Origin of the sequence: Pandoraea iniqua, assembly GCF_902459685.1 — a bacterium.
GTDB lineage: Bacteria > Pseudomonadota > Gammaproteobacteria > Burkholderiales > Burkholderiaceae > Pandoraea > Pandoraea iniqua.
Genome location: NZ_CABPSF010000012.1, coordinates 15,477 through 29,125, shown reverse-complemented (window position 1 = coordinate 29,125; position 13,649 = coordinate 15,477). Strand labels below are relative to the sequence as shown.

Sequence of the window (13,649 nt, the reverse complement as noted above, 5' to 3'; positions counted from 1 at the left end):
CCGGGGCTTTGCTGGCACAGGGCCGCGGCGAATTTGCAGGCGGTTCGCCGTTGAACCCGCTGCCGGGTCCACGGCCGGGTTCGCCGGTTCGCCGGTTCGCATTTCGATTCATGAGGAGGGTTGGTTTGAGCCGCACCGCAGAGGCCCACGAGGCACCGGCAGAAGATTCCCTCAGCGCCGGGAGCGCGGGGCAGCAAATCGAGGCACGGGTGTATGCCGCCATCTCGCAGGCCTTGCTCTCGGGCAAGCTGCGCCCGGGCATGCCGCTGCGTGAGCGCAACCTCGCGCAGGCGTTCGACTGCACGCGCGGGGCGGTGCGCAAGGTGCTCGCCCGGCTGGGTTTCGAAGGCAAACTGGTGCTCGAACCCAATCGCGGCGCCTTTGTGCCGCAACCCTCGCTTGACGACATCCGCCAGACCTACCGCGCCCGGCGCGTGCTGGAAACCGGCGTGATCACGAGTGTTTGCGGTCAATTGAGCACGGCGCAGCTCGCGCAGCTCGACGCGCACGTGGCCGAGGAGGCCGACGCGCATGCGCAGGGCACGCACGAGCGTTCGATCCGGCTCGCGGGCGAATTCCATCTGAAGTTGATCGACACGGCCAACAGCGCCGAGCTGGAAGCCTTCGCCCGTCAACTGGTCGCGAAAACCGAGCTCTACAAGGCGTTGTTCGATCCGGCGGAATTCATCCATTGCGCGCCGACCGAGCATGCGCAACTGGTGGCACGTCTGCGCGCGGGCGAAACGCAGGCGGCAGTGGCATTGGCGACCGCCCATCTGGACGAACTGGAAGCGCGCGTGCTCACCCGGGCCGCGGCCGCAGAGACCCCCGATTTCCACGCCATCTTTGCCGAGGCCTTCGCCAACGCCGCCGTGCGCTGAGCGACCATATCCGGCACCGGCGCGCTCTGCTGACTGCCCGGCGGCGGTCCGTTAGCGTGTCGATGCCTGTCTCACGGCCCGCTGACGCCCGTCAAGCAAGGCGCAACAATCCCACCACGGCACACGGGTCACGTCGCACACCCGGCGCAATCGGGGTATATTTCGCCTCAACCCGAGCCCCCGATTCACGGATCCACAGATTCACGGATTCACGGACCACCCCGCTTGACGCAAGAAGCCCGAAGGAAGCCCATGTCCCATCTGGTAGTCCACGGCGGCCAGCCCCTGCGCGGCCGCATCACGCCCTCCGCCAACAAGAATGCCGTCCTGCCGGTGCTGTGCGCCACGCTGCTCACCGACAAGCCGGTGCGCCTCATCGGCGTGCCCGAGATCACCGACGTTCGCAAGATCCTCGACATCTTTCGCCAGCTTGGCAGCGATGTCAGCGTCGACTTCGACGCCGGTACGCTCGACGTGCATCACCTGAACACGAAGTTCGACCCGCGCACCGACCATCTGCCGGAAGAGATGCGCTCGTCGATCATGCTGGTGCCGCCGCTGCTCGCGCGTTTTGGCGTCGCACGCATCGAAGACAACATCAAGGGCTGCACGCTGGGTGTGCGCGAAATCGATCCGCACATCGAAGTGCTGCGACACTTCGGCGGACGCGTCGAGCGCACCGAAGGCTCGCTGCTCATCCACGCCGACAGCGCCCGCCCTGCGATTCACCACTGGCTCGACTATGCGTCGGTGACCACCACGGAAAACTTCGTGCTGTGCGCCGCCTCGGCCAACGGGCGCTCGCAGTTGAACAACGCGGCGTCGGAGCCTCACGTGCAGGAATTCTGCCGCTTCATGCAGATGCTGGGTGTGCCGATCGAAGGCGTCGGCACCTCGCAACTAGCCATCGAAGGCGTGTCGAGTTTCGGCGGCGGTGAATTCCGCTTCTCGGAAGACTTCCACGAAATCACCACCTTCCTCGCGCTGGGTGCGATTACCGGCGGCGAGATCACCGTCAAGAACACCGCCCCGGAGCAGTTCCCGCTGATCGACCGCACGTTCGCTAAGTTCGGTGTGAAGGTGGAGCATCGCGACGGCTGGTCGACCGCGACGGCTCAGGGTCCGCTCAAGGTGCAGACGCCGTTCACGAAGAACATTCTGACGAAGGTGGAAGCTGCGCCGTGGCCGTATTTCCCGGTCGACCTGCTGCCGATCTTCATCGCGCTGGGCGTGAAGGCCGAAGGCAGTGCCATGTTCTGGAACAAGGTCTACGACGGCGCGATGGGCTGGTCGACGGAGTTGTCGAAGTTCGGCGCGCACGTGTTTCAGTCCGACCCGCACCGCCTGATCACGTTTGGCGGCATTCCGCTATCGCCGGCGGTGGTCGAGAGCCCGTACATCATTCGGGTGGCGATTGCGCTGCTGATGGTGGCGTCGAGTATCGACGGCCAGTCGACGATCAAGAATGCGCTGCCGATCAAACGCGCGCATCCGCGCTTTGTCGAGAACCTGTGCTCGGTTGGCGCCAACGTCGTGTGGACCGAGCCGGAATAAGGTTTCGGCAGGCTATCGTCAGTGTGTCGTCAGGGCAGCCGGCGTCCGGTCCCCCCCGGGGGGGCCGGGCTCGCACTGAGCAGCGCGCCAACGGCAAACGACCCCCCGATCGCCTGCACGCCGGTCATCGCTGCGGCGAACCCGACGGCTGACCATACCTGAGACGCTATTGCCAGACGGCACGAGACCTTTGCCCGACGGCACGTGATGTTTGCCTGACGGAAAAATATTTGGCGTGCATGGCAAAACGCGCCACATCCCCCCGGTACGCCGGATCGAATGTGAAAGAATGACGGCCATCATGAGCGATCGCCCCCTGCCCTTGCCGCCGTCCGGCACAGTTCATTCCACGGCTGCTGCACGCCGTGCCGGCACCCCTTGGTCCGCCTCCGCCCATGCCCGCCAGTTGTCCGGCGCGCGCGTGCTCGTGGTCGACGACAATCAGGAAGACCGCATGCTGCTGATGGATTTCCTCAGCCAGCAGGGCTGCCGGGTCTACATCGCGCAGGACGGCCGCGACGGCTACACCAAGGCGCGCACCGTGCAGCCCGATCTCATCCTGATGGATATCCGCATGCCGGTCTGCGATGGCCTCGGGGCCTGCCGCCTGCTCAAAGCCGACCCCGGTACACGCCACATTCCGCTGATTTTCCTCACCGCCGCCGCGCTGCCGGGCGAGCGCGTCGCCGGGCTCACGGCGGGTGCGGTCGACTATGTGACCAAGCCTTACGACTTCGAAGAAGTGCGCCTGCGCCTGTCGATTCACCTCAAGGCCAGTCTGCCCGCGCCGGCCACCACATCCACCACCTACGCTACCTCGGCCACCTCCGCCACGTCATCTTCGAACGCTACGTTCACGCCTGCTGCCCCTGTGGCTGCGATGGCCCCCGAAGCGCCGTTGCCCGTGCAGGCCCACACGCTCGACGCCGTGCTCTATCGCGCCACGCGAGCGCTGCTGCTGAGTCAGCTCGACGTCACACCGGAACTGGCGGGGCTGGCCAACGCCGTCGGCACCAACACCCGGCGGTTGAATCTGGCGTTTCGCCGCTGCGTGGGCGTGACCGTGTTCGACTTTCTGCGCGAAGAGCGCATGAAGGAGGCGCGCCGCCTGCTGGCGGAGACCTCGCTCGACGTGCAGGACATCGCCAGCGCCGTGGGCTTTGCCAGCGCGGCCAACTTCGCGACCGCGTTTCGCGAGCGCTTCGGCATGCCGCCGAGCGGTTTTCGCGAACGCGGGGCGCATCACGTGCCGGATGCGCCGGACACCCGCGCAGCGGATGCAACGCCCGGGTCTGCGCCGGGATCGTCGCAATGACCGCTGCGCCTGCGGGAAGTCCGGCGCAGGGATGGCGGCGGGCGGTGTGGGCCATCGTCATGCTGCTCGGTTTGCTGACGTTCGCCCACGGGGCACTCGCCACGGCATCGGCATCGGCATCTGTCTCGGCATCGCCCTCCGTCATCGATATCGCCAACGCGCCGTCACCGCTCAAGCTGGACAACCAGCTGCGCCTGCTGGTGGACCCTTCGGCCCAGCTCGACGTGACCCAAGCGCTCGCCGCCCCCGGCTGGCGCGACGTGACGCCCAAGATGCTCAACCCCGGCTACAGCCGGTCGGCGTTCTGGCTTCAGGGCGTCGTCGAAAACGCCAGCGACCAGCCGGTCACCCGCTGGCTCAGTATCGGCATTGTGCGGCTCGAAGACGTGCGCTTTTATGCGATGCCCGCCGGCACCACGCAACCGACGATCTCGTGGCTCGCCGGGCACACCGTCCCGCTGTCCCGGCATCCGATACGCTCCGAGACGTCAGTCTTCCCAATCTCGCTGGCCCCGGGCGAACGCCTGACGTTCGCCGTTCGCGTGCAAACCCGCTCGTCGGTCAGCATCGTGCCGCAACTGTGGGTGCCCGACGACTTCCGGCGCATCGAATCGCGCAACGCCATGGTGGCGATGCTGCTGGCCGGTTCGATGCTCACTATCGCGCTGTACACGCTCGTGCTCGGCATCGCGCGACGCGATATCGTGTTCACCCTGCTCGCCCTCACCACGCTCACGCAGGTGGCGCAGGACATGGCGTTCCAAGGCTTCATCTACCGCTATCTGCTGCCGCAGGGCGGCGAGTTCATCGTGCGCGCGCCGAGCCTGTTTTCGACGCTCACGGCGGGCGTCTTCAGCGCGATGGTGGTCATCTTCTCGGGCCTCAACCGGGTGCGGCTCTGGCGCTGGGTCTATCGCGCCATGATCGCGATCATGGCGTGCATGACCGTCTGGGTGGCGTTCGGCGATCATCGTGCAGCGGCCTTCACGCATCTGCAACTGCTCAGCGTCTTCAATGTGATCTGGGTCGTGTCGATGCTCGACGGCTGGCGGCGCGGCCTCAATAACGCGCGGCTGTGCCTGCTGTCGTTCTCGCCAGGCTGCGTGGTGTTGTTCTGGCGTCTGGCCATCATCAGAGGCCTGTTGCCGGAAGACTGGCTGGCCAACACCGCGATGGCGTGGAGCACGAACCTGTCGGTGCTGATCATGTTGTCGGTCATCGTGGCCGGCCGCTCGCGCGAGCTCGAGCGCAAGCAGCGCGCCGCGCGGCAGGAAGTGCTGGAGACCCGTCGCGAAGAACAGGCGCGGCTCGCCAACGCCGTCGATTCGCGCACGCGCGAACTACAGGCCGCGTTGATTGCCGCCGACGAAGCCAGCAGCGCCAAGAGCGACTTCCTTGCGCGCATCAGCCACGATCTGCGCACGCCGCTCACGTCGATCATCGGCTTTGCCGATCTCGTGCAGGCCGGCGGGCGTGAGGACGCCGACCGGGGCCGCATCATCCGTCGCAGCGCGCATCACATGCTCGCGATGATCAACGACCTGATCGAGTACGCAGGCGGTGGCGCAGCCGACGCGCTGCACGTCGCCCCGGTCTATACGCATGCCTTCATCGACGGCGTCGCGCAGGAGGGCATGAGCCTCGCGCGCAAGCACGGCAATGCGTTCCTGCTCGATATTCGTGCCACCTTGCCGCCGCTGCTCACCCTCGATGCCAAACGGGTGCGGCAGGTACTGGGCAACCTGCTCGACAACGCAGCGAAGTACACCGCCGACGGCACCATCACCCTCACGCTTTCCGCATCACCGGACGCGACGCGACGTGACTTGGTCCACGTGTGCTTCGGCGTCGAAGACTCCGGTTGCGGCATCGCGAAGGACGACCTGTCGCGTGTGTTCGAACCCTTCGCGCGACTCGATCGCGCGCGGCGGCTGCCCGGCGTTGGTCTGGGTCTGGCCATCGTGCGGCAATGGGTCGAGCGCATGAAGGGCACGATCGCTATCGACAGTACGCCCAACGTCGGCACGCGCGTGGCGTTCACGCTGCCGCTACAGATCGCACACGAAGGCGATCTCGTGGCGCAGTCGCTCGCCGGCGCCATGCACGCCCTGCCCTCGCTCGACGGCACGGGGCATCACATCTGGCTCGCGGAAGATTCGCCCGAAATCCGCCAGTTTCTGCACGACGAACTGGCCAGTCTTGGCTTCACCGTGAGCACGTTCGGCGACGGCGTCGCGCTGATTGCCGCGCTAGGCAACCCGCTCGAGACGGCCCCCGATCTGGTGCTGACGGATCACATGATGCCGAACGCCGACGGCTTGAGCGTCGCGCGCGCGGTGCGCCGTTACTGGCCCGGCATGCCGGTGTTGGCCATTTCGGCATCGCCGCAGGTGGTGGCATCCGATGGGGGCTATACCGCCTGCCTGCTCAAGCCGATCGAACTCGCCGACCTGCGCAACACGCTCGCACGTTTGCTCGACCTGCAACGCGATGACGTCCGGGCTCCGGCGCATGACGATGCCAATGCGGTCATCGTGCGTCCCCCGCCCGAACATCTGCAACAGGCCCGGCAGTTGATTGCGCTAGGCGCCATTACCGACCTGATGGACTGGGCCTGCGGGTTGAGCGAACAGGCACCGCAGTTCGATGGCTTCGCACGTCAGGTGCATCAACTCGCCCAACGCGGCGATCTGGCCAGTCTCGAAGCGTTGTGCGAAGCGTGATGCGCGAGCGCACCAGACGGTAGAAGGCAGACATCGCGACAAATGAAAAACGGCACGCCGGATAGCGTGCCGTTTTCGTTTTGCTTTCGTTTCTTGCCGATCGCGACGCGTCGCGAACCGTCAGTCCTTGAGCGGCTTGTGCGCGGTCTCGCGGGCAGCAAACAACGCGATGGCGGTAATCGCCAGCGCCGCCGTCACGTAGAGCGACACCGACACCGTCGTCCCGAACTCCTTATACAGACTCACGATGATCAGCGGCGCAAAGCCTCCGCCGAGAATGCCCGCGAGCGTGTAAGCCAGCGACGATCCGGCGTAACGCACACGCGTCGGGAACTGCTCGGTGACAAACGCCGCCTGCGGCCCGTACATGATCGCGTGAATCACCAGCCCGATCACCACCGACAACACGATCAGCGCAGGGCTCGCCGTATCGAGCAGCACGAAGAAGCCATACGCCCAGATCACCGCGCACAACACACCGAAGCCATACACCGGACGACGGCCGAGTTTGTCGGAAAGCGCCCCGAACAGCGGCACCGTCAGCGCGTTGAAGGCTGTACCGATCAGCACCGCAGTGAGTGCGAGCGGACGCGACAGATGCAGCGTGCCGGTCACATACGTCAGCGTGAAGACGACCATCAGCGCGTAGAGCACATCCGAACCGATACGCGAACCGCCGGCCACCAGCAGGTTGCGCCAGTGCGAGCGGAACACGTCGGCAATCGGCATTTCTGCCTGACGATCCGAGTGCGCCATGGCTTCGAACATCGGCGTTTCTTCCACACCGCGGCGCACCCACAGGCCGAAGGCCACCAGCACCAGACTCAGCAGGAACGGCACGCGCCAGCCCCACGAAAGGAAGTCTTCCGGCGAAATCGCCAGCGTGATGAGTGCAATCAGCCCCGTGGCCAGCAACGTGCCGAACGACGGTCCGACCTGCGTCCACGACGCGTTCAGACCGCGCTTGCGTTGATCGCCATGTTCCACCGACAGCAGCACGGCACCGGCCCACTCGCCGCCGAGCGCCACGCCCTGCACGAAGCGCAGCGCCACCAGCAGCACCGGACTCCAGATGCCGATCGACGCGTACGTCGGCAGCAACCCCATCAGGCCGGTTGTCAGCCCCATCACCACGAGGGTGAGCACAAGCACGGCGCGACGGCCGATCTTGTCGCCGAGGTTGCCGAAGACCATCCCGCCCAGCGGGCGCGACACATAACCGACCGCATACGTCGACAACGCCAGAATCGTGCCCGCGAGCGGGTCGACCGATGGGAAGAACAGGTGGTTGAAGACCAGCGCGGCGAGCGTGTTGTAGACCGTGAAGTCATACCATTCGAGCGTGGTGCCGACCATGCTGGCCGTCGCCAGACGGCCTTTTTTCGACCGTTGCTTACGCGCGTCGGCAGCGGCGGCGTCAGCGTCGATGTCGCGGGTGTCGCGAGCGTCCGTGTAGGTTGTCATGTGTGTCTCCGGGAGGGGCGGATCGGGGCGCGAGATCGCGTGGTGTCGCGTGGTGTCGCGTGGTGTCGCGCGGGCGTAATCAGTCGTCACCGGCACCGAGGCGCCAGAGCATCGCGAAACGCGTGACGTCGGCAGCCGGCACGCCATACGTGGCGGCAAGTGCCTCGGCGGCGGCTCGCACGGCTTCAGCGTCGCTGCCTTCGATGAGCACGACCGCATCGGCCGGCGGCAGCGGCGCGTCTTTGGCCGTAAGCGAGACAGACAGACGCGGCACCGTGACTTGCAGCGTGGCGCGCACGATGCCGTCGGCTTGTGCCAGTTCGGTCAGTTGCGAAGCGAGGCGGGCATGCGACTTCGCGACCGTGGCCTCGTCGAGCACGAAGGCGGCCAACTGCCCGCCCTGCCCTTCACCGGCTTCCACATCGAGCGTGCCGACGCGGCGCTGCGTGCCCTGCATCCGGGCGAAGTTGCGCAGCGACCATTCCGTCTGATGATTAAAGGCTTGTGCGTATGGCTCGCTGGTGAACACGCCGGCGTCCTGCGTGCAGTACAGCGCCAGATACGGACGCGGCGTGTCGTGCAGCGCCTTGAAGCGACGCGCAAACCGGAAGCCCGGAATCGCCACACGCTCCTGCATGTGCTCCCGGTCGTACCAGCGGTTGAAGTCCGCTTCGAAAGCCGGGTCGATATTCGTCCAGATGCAGAGTTGGGCGCGCGGGGCAGTGGCAGTCATGAGGCAATTTCCATCGGTTTCGACAATCGGGGGCCGGCCGGCGCATGACATCGCAGCATGCGCATGGCCCGACCGTTGTACCGAGTGTGCAAAACGGGGGAAAAAGCGTCCAACAAGAAATCAAATTTGCCGTAACAGCAAATTCTTATGACCTGCCCAGTACTTACCCGTTACCTGCCCGTTACTTACCCATTACCTGCCTATGGCCGCAGATGGCCGCCGGTGCGCTCAGGACTCCGCGTCGCCCCATGCCGGGGCGGTCATGGCGGCGGCGGGCGGGATGGCGATATCCGGCCCCATGTTGAGCGCGAACTCGCTCGCGGTGCGTTGCGCAAGGCGGGCGACGTTCTCGGCGAGCAGCGCGCCAGTGCGGAACGAGCCGACCAGCGGCAGATTGGGGAAATTGGCGTTCACGCGCAGCAGGTGCAGGCTGTGCTCGCCGAGTTCACGCTGAATGATGGCGGGTGGCAGCATGGCGACGCCGAAGCCGTCGACCACCAGCCGGATGATCGCCGCCACCGAGGTCATGCAGTGCACCCGCACGGGCCGCTCGGCCGCGACGGAGAACATCCGCTCCAGCGTCTTGTGCGGCCCCGAGTTGCGCGAAAAGCTCACCAGCGAATAGGCCGCGAGGTCGGCGACATCGAGCGTCTCGCCCTTCAGGTTGAGCTTGGGGCTGGCAACCCAGCGCATCGGAAATTCGGCCAGCGGCAGGTTTTCGATGCCGGTGCCGTGCTGCATGTCGGTCTGCAACACCAGATCGAGCGAACCGGCTTCGAGTTGCTTGCACAGATTGATCGTCGTCTCGCTGGTGACCTCGATCTCGAGCTGCGGGTACTCCCGGTGAATCCGGGCCGCCAGATCGGGAAACCAGCTGTGCACGATCGACTCCACTACCCCGATCTTGAGCACGCCCGGCGGCATGTCGGGATCGGAGAGCTCGCGCTTCATCTCCTGACCCAGCATGACGATGCGCTCGGCATAGGCCAGCGCCTTCTGACCGGCGGCGGTCAGCGTGACCTCGCGTGCGCTCCGGTCGAACAAGCGCACGCCGAAACTTTGTTCGAGCGACGCAATCCGGCTCGAGACGCCCGCCTGCGTGGTGTGCAGCCGTTCGGCGGTCAGGCGGAAATTGCGCAGCTTGGCGAGCCAGACGAAGGTTTCGAGAAAGCGAAGGTTCATGCGGCGTGACGAAGAAGAGGGTCCGGGAGCGAAGTCATTGAGGGCGCCGCAGAAAGGCACCGCAGCTTGCGGCACCGACCTGAGCATTAGCCCATTTTAGTGGAACACAAATACCACACGCCGCAGCGTTGCTTGGTGAGCCGGGTAGCTGGGCAGGCGGGTAGGCGGAAAGCCTCGCTTGTTACGTCCGGCGTTCCTGCCATGTTTCGTTTCCGTAACGTTTTGGCAAGGTGCCGAGGGGGTCAATCCCCCTCCCCATCACGCCACGCCTTACAAATCAAATAGTTAAGAATATCGAGAGACATGGCATGAGATTTGCTGAATTCAGGTAACGGCCCGTCGAGGCCGGAGGGCCGATTCCCTGGAGACTGTCATGTCATCAGCCCATTTTCGCCGTCCGCATCCGACAGTGGAACTCGCGCGTTGCGTGTTCCGCCAGCACTACATTCGCATCATGCAGGCCGATCGGCCCGGCAATTACGCCGTGCTGGTGGATGTGTGGCCGATGGACGGCCGCACGTTCGCCAGTATCGATCAGGCCAAGCTCGCGGCCATGTTGTTCATCCGCGATATGGAAAACGATTGACCGAATGGGGCGACCGGGCGACCGGGTCCACATGCGTCAACTTGAGTCCACTTGAGTCCACGTAAGGAAGCCCGCGCCGGAACGCCTGGCGCGGCCAACGAGACGAGACCGACATGAAACATCACCACACCCGCCACGCCGCCGCCCACAGCCACGGCCACGCCCACGCCCTCTCCGCCGTGCCGAAAATGGCGGCGCGTCAGGAAGTCGTGCTCGACCCCGCGGCCGACCCCTTCGCCCGTATCGCCGTCGAAGCCTACGCCGACGCCTGCGCACAGGAACAACCCTGGCTCGCGGAGGCGCTGCAACGCCAATATCAACTGGCGGGCGGGACGCCGTCGAGCGCCGCCGCCATGTGGCGCGTGTTTCATGCAGCGCAACGGCAGGCCCGCGAAGGCGATGCCTACGACGAAGCGGCATGGACACACGTCGCGCTGCACCTGTGCGGCGTGCTGGGGGCAATGAACCTCTGAGTCAAGGTACCGCGAGCCTTGGCGTGACGGCTTGTTGCGCCGTCACAAACCCCGGGCACGTAAAGGCCGGTTCCCAGCGCCATTTCTGGCATACTTCGTGCAGTTTTATTTGACGAAGTCTGCCAGGTATCCAATGAGCAAGACCCATGCGCCGACCCGCAATCCCGGCCGGCATCTGTTTGCCACGATTGTAGGCATTCTCATTCTGCTGTTCCCGGCTGCCGCGTTAGTCGTTCCACGTGGCGGCAATACCGTGGTGTTCCTCATCGTCGCCTGTGGCGCGGCCGCACTTTTCGCGGCGCGCAAATGCCCCCGGCCGCACCCGCAGATGAAGCATGGCCCGTACTTCAGGGTCTTCATTGCGTCCCTGTGCCTGCCGATTGTGGCGGTCGTCTTCGTCGAATTACTGCATCGCAACATCGTCGCCAATACCCTCGACTCGCCGGCCCGCTTTCTATTGGCCGTGCTGGTCTTTCTCGGCCTGCGCCACATTGCGTCGAATATTCCCAGGTGGATCGATCTGACCTTCGGGCTCGGCGCCATCTCGGCGGCGTTCATGGCGCTGTATTCGACGGCCGAAACGCTCGCCCCTCGCGCGGAAAGCACCTTTCTCAACCCCATTCACTTTGGCGATATCGCCTTGCTGCTCGGGGTGCTCTCGGTCGTCTCCATCCACTGGCTTGCCCGCGACCGGCCTTGGCTCGTTGCCTTCAAGCTGCTCGGCGGGGCCGCCGGTTGCTATGCGTCGTGGGCCAGTCAATCGCGCGGCGGCTGGATCGCATTGCCCGTTCTGCTGGTCATCTGGCTGCTTTGCCAATCGCACTCGGCCAATATCAAACGCCGGGTGATCGTCGCCGCAGTGGCCGTCGTGCTCGTGGCCAGCAGCTTCCTGTCTGCCACCGTCAGAGAGCGCTTCGACGCCATCCACTCGGATCTGGCGCTGCTGCACGCCGGTCAGGCGGACACGTCGGTCGGCATCCGCCTCGAATTGTGGAAGGCTGCCGCCAAGCTCATCCGCGAGCATCCGCTGACGGGGCTCGGCGCGCACGGTTACCGTAACGCGATGCCGGCGATGGCAGCGGCGGGCGATCTCACGCCGATGGCCGCCGATTACGGCAAGGGCGAGGTGCACAACCAGATCCTCGCCTACGTCGCCGACTACGGGCTCCTCGGTCTGCTGGCCATCCTTGGCGTTTATCTCGGCCCGGCCCACTTTTTCATTCGTGTCGGCGCGTTGCAACCGCGCAGACGAGAACAACGGGCAGCGCTCATGGGGCTGATGACCGCCGTGGCGTTTGCCGTCTTCGGCCTCACGGTCGAGACCTTCAACCTGAAGGTCACCGTGGCTTTCTATGCAACGATGCTGGCGCTTTTGGCCGCGCTTGCCTATCCTGACAGCCCACCCGACACCGCCGTTGCGGCCGAACGTTCCTAACCCGAGGCCGTAGTCCCTCCATGCTAAGCATCCTGATCCCGACCTGGAATAACCTGCCGTTCCTCAAGCTGTGTATCGACAGCGTGCGGCGGCACTCGGGCGAAGCCCACGAGATTCTGGTCCACGTCAACGACGGCAGCGATGGCACGCTTGCGTGGGTGCGCGAGCAAGGCTTGCGCCACACCCACAGCACCGGCAACGTCGGCGTTTGCCTCGCGCTCAACCAACTCGCGCCGCTGGCGTCGCACGATCAGTTGTTGTTCCTGAACGACGACATGTTCGTGACGCCCGGCTGGGACACCGCGCTCATCGAGGCCGCCCGTGCGCTCGACACGCCGATCTACTACCTGTCGTCGGTGATGATCGAGCCCAACGCGGGCGTGAGCAAACAAGTCGTCTCGCAAGACTTCGGCACCACGACCGAAACCTTCGACGAAGCCGCGCTGCTGGCTTTCGCGAAGTCACTCGGCCGCAGCGACGTCAATGGCGTGCCCACGCAACCCACGCTGGTGAGCCGCAGTCTCTGGCATCTGGTCGGGGGCTACAGCATCGAGTTCGGACCGGGGATGAGCAGCGACGACGACTTCCTGATGAAGCTTTGGCTGGTCGGCTGCCGGACCTTTCGGATCGTCGGCAAGAGCGTGGTTTATCACTTCGGCTGCCGCTCGACGGGCCGGGTGATCAAGAATCGCGGCAGCCGCGAGTTTCTGATGAAGTGGGGCATGACGCAGGCGGAGTTCAAGCGCGACTACCTCGATCACGCCGGTACGCCGGCGGGCGATGCGCTGCCCAATGTACCGCTGCCCAGCGGCAAGAGCCGCATCAAGCGCGCGCTGCATGGTGGCAAGCCCTATCCGCTGGAAGATCTGGCGCGTTGGGACAAGAACGTCCCAAGCCATCTGAAGTTCGACAAATCCTGAACGTCATCCCCTGCCTGCCACACATGGCCGCCTGACGGGCGGGTATGGCGGTCAGCAGGCAGCACACACTTTCCCACGCGGCCGGCTTCAACGCCGGCCGTGGTCGTTTCGGGCAGCGCGGGGCCGTTCAGTGCGTCCGTCTGGCGCTGCCGCGCTCACTCATTGCCGTGGATGCCGGATGCGGGCCCACGCGTGTTCCAGCCGCTGCACGGCGCTGTTGTCGGGGTGGCGTGTCCACCAGACCCCCAACTCCCACACCATGCCCGCGAGCAGCGCAATGACGGCCAGCGCGCCGATCGTGTACCAGATCTCTCCGAACGAGGTTCCCATGTTCGTCTCCCAGAAATGCTTCACGCACCGTCAACGACGGTGCGTGATTGCAT

General features: G+C 65.2%; 12 protein-coding genes. 8 read left to right on the top strand and 4 right to left on the bottom strand.

All coding sequences use genetic code 11. From position 1 onward, the window contains the following. The first annotated feature begins 125 nt into the window (after window positions 1-125). The 4 genes from PIN31009_RS26725 to PIN31009_RS26710 all read left to right on the top strand — a co-directional run bounded on the left by PIN31009_RS26725 (window position 126) and on the right by PIN31009_RS26710 (window position 6,473). Complete coding sequence (locus PIN31009_RS26725) at window positions 126-881, top strand: GntR family transcriptional regulator (RefSeq protein WP_246185878.1); 756 nt, start codon at window positions 126-128, stop codon at window positions 879-881. 252 nt (window positions 882-1,133) lie between these two features. After that, a complete protein-coding gene (locus tag PIN31009_RS26720) occupies window positions 1,134-2,435 on the top strand; it encodes a UDP-N-acetylglucosamine 1-carboxyvinyltransferase (protein WP_087691224.1) in 1,302 nt (433 codons plus the stop codon). A gap of 454 nt (window positions 2,436-2,889) precedes the next feature. Further along, entirely contained in the window at window positions 2,890-3,750 is an 861-nt protein-coding gene (locus PIN31009_RS26715; protein ID WP_246185885.1) for a response regulator transcription factor, read from the top strand. Beyond that, window positions 3,747-6,473: an ATP-binding protein gene (locus tag PIN31009_RS26710; RefSeq protein ID WP_150792063.1), complete on the top strand. Its 2,727-nt coding sequence runs from the start codon at window positions 3,747-3,749 to the stop codon at window positions 6,471-6,473. The genes PIN31009_RS26715 and PIN31009_RS26710 overlap by 4 nt, the downstream gene beginning before the upstream one ends. A 120-nt stretch (window positions 6,474-6,593) precedes the next feature. Here PIN31009_RS26710 and PIN31009_RS26705 read toward each other — a convergent pair whose 3' ends face one another. From PIN31009_RS26705 to PIN31009_RS26695, 3 genes are all read right to left on the bottom strand, one after another. Then, a complete protein-coding gene (locus PIN31009_RS26705) occupies window positions 6,594-7,937 on the bottom strand; it encodes an MFS transporter (protein ID WP_246185877.1) in 1,344 nt (447 codons plus the stop codon). A 79-nt stretch (window positions 7,938-8,016) separates the two neighbouring features. Then, window positions 8,017-8,670 (bottom strand): DUF4286 family protein, encoded by a 654-nt coding sequence (locus PIN31009_RS26700; RefSeq protein WP_087691221.1) that lies wholly within the window; start codon window positions 8,668-8,670, stop codon window positions 8,017-8,019. A 228-nt stretch (window positions 8,671-8,898) separates the two neighbouring features. Beyond that, window positions 8,899-9,852 carry a LysR family transcriptional regulator gene (locus PIN31009_RS26695; RefSeq protein WP_150686317.1) on the bottom strand — a complete coding sequence of 318 codons (954 nt, stop codon included), beginning with the start codon at window positions 9,850-9,852 and terminating at the stop codon, window positions 8,899-8,901. 373 nt (window positions 9,853-10,225) lie between these two features. Here PIN31009_RS26695 and PIN31009_RS26690 point away from each other — a divergent pair, with 373 nt between their 5' ends. The 4 genes from PIN31009_RS26690 to PIN31009_RS26675 all read left to right on the top strand — a co-directional run bounded on the left by PIN31009_RS26690 (window position 10,226) and on the right by PIN31009_RS26675 (window position 13,266). Beyond that, window positions 10,226-10,438, top strand: a complete 213-nt coding sequence (locus PIN31009_RS26690) for a hypothetical protein (RefSeq protein ID WP_087691219.1) — start codon at window positions 10,226-10,228, stop codon at window positions 10,436-10,438. A gap of 113 nt (window positions 10,439-10,551) precedes the next feature. Beyond that, a complete protein-coding gene (locus tag PIN31009_RS26685; RefSeq protein ID WP_150792062.1) occupies window positions 10,552-10,911 on the top strand; it encodes a hypothetical protein in 360 nt (119 codons plus the stop codon). Window positions 10,912-11,044: 133 nt separating this feature from the next. Then, on the top strand, window positions 11,045-12,346 hold the full coding sequence (locus PIN31009_RS26680; RefSeq protein WP_150792061.1) for an O-antigen ligase family protein: 1,302 nt from the start codon (window positions 11,045-11,047) through the stop codon (window positions 12,344-12,346). A gap of 20 nt (window positions 12,347-12,366) precedes the next feature. Further along, a complete protein-coding gene (locus tag PIN31009_RS26675) occupies window positions 12,367-13,266 on the top strand; it encodes a glycosyltransferase family 2 protein (RefSeq protein ID WP_150792060.1) in 900 nt (299 codons plus the stop codon). 159 nt (window positions 13,267-13,425) lie between these two features. On the opposite strand, the gene PIN31009_RS28045 is transcribed toward PIN31009_RS26675, so the two are convergent. Beyond that, entirely contained in the window at window positions 13,426-13,596 is a 171-nt protein-coding gene (locus PIN31009_RS28045; RefSeq protein ID WP_170936092.1) for a hypothetical protein, read from the bottom strand. Between the last annotated feature and the right edge of the window lie 53 nt (window positions 13,597-13,649).

What these genes read in the sequence shown, in the direction of transcription:
- PIN31009_RS26720 (WP_087691224.1), top strand. Translation starts at nt 1,134, where the DNA reads ATGTCCCATCTGGTAGTCCACGGCGGCCAGCCCCTGCGCGGCCGCATC.
- PIN31009_RS26715 (WP_246185885.1), top strand. Translation starts at nt 2,890, where the DNA reads ATGCTGCTGATGGATTTCCTCAGCCAGCAGGGCTGCCGGGTCTACATC.
- PIN31009_RS26710 (WP_150792063.1), top strand. Translation starts at nt 3,747, where the DNA reads ATGACCGCTGCGCCTGCGGGAAGTCCGGCGCAGGGATGGCGGCGGGCG.
- PIN31009_RS26705 (WP_246185877.1), bottom strand. Translation starts at nt 7,937, where the DNA reads ATGACAACCTACACGGACGCTCGCGACACCCGCGACATCGACGCTGAC.
- PIN31009_RS26700 (WP_087691221.1), bottom strand. Translation starts at nt 8,670, where the DNA reads ATGACTGCCACTGCCCCGCGCGCCCAACTCTGCATCTGGACGAATATC.
- PIN31009_RS26695 (WP_150686317.1), bottom strand. Translation starts at nt 9,852, where the DNA reads ATGAACCTTCGCTTTCTCGAAACCTTCGTCTGGCTCGCCAAGCTGCGC.
- PIN31009_RS26690 (WP_087691219.1), top strand. Translation starts at nt 10,226, where the DNA reads ATGTCATCAGCCCATTTTCGCCGTCCGCATCCGACAGTGGAACTCGCG.
- PIN31009_RS26685 (WP_150792062.1), top strand. Translation starts at nt 10,552, where the DNA reads ATGAAACATCACCACACCCGCCACGCCGCCGCCCACAGCCACGGCCAC.
- PIN31009_RS26680 (WP_150792061.1), top strand. Translation starts at nt 11,045, where the DNA reads ATGAGCAAGACCCATGCGCCGACCCGCAATCCCGGCCGGCATCTGTTT.
- PIN31009_RS26675 (WP_150792060.1), top strand. Translation starts at nt 12,367, where the DNA reads ATGCTAAGCATCCTGATCCCGACCTGGAATAACCTGCCGTTCCTCAAG.
- PIN31009_RS28045 (WP_170936092.1), bottom strand. Translation starts at nt 13,596, where the DNA reads ATGGGAACCTCGTTCGGAGAGATCTGGTACACGATCGGCGCGCTGGCC.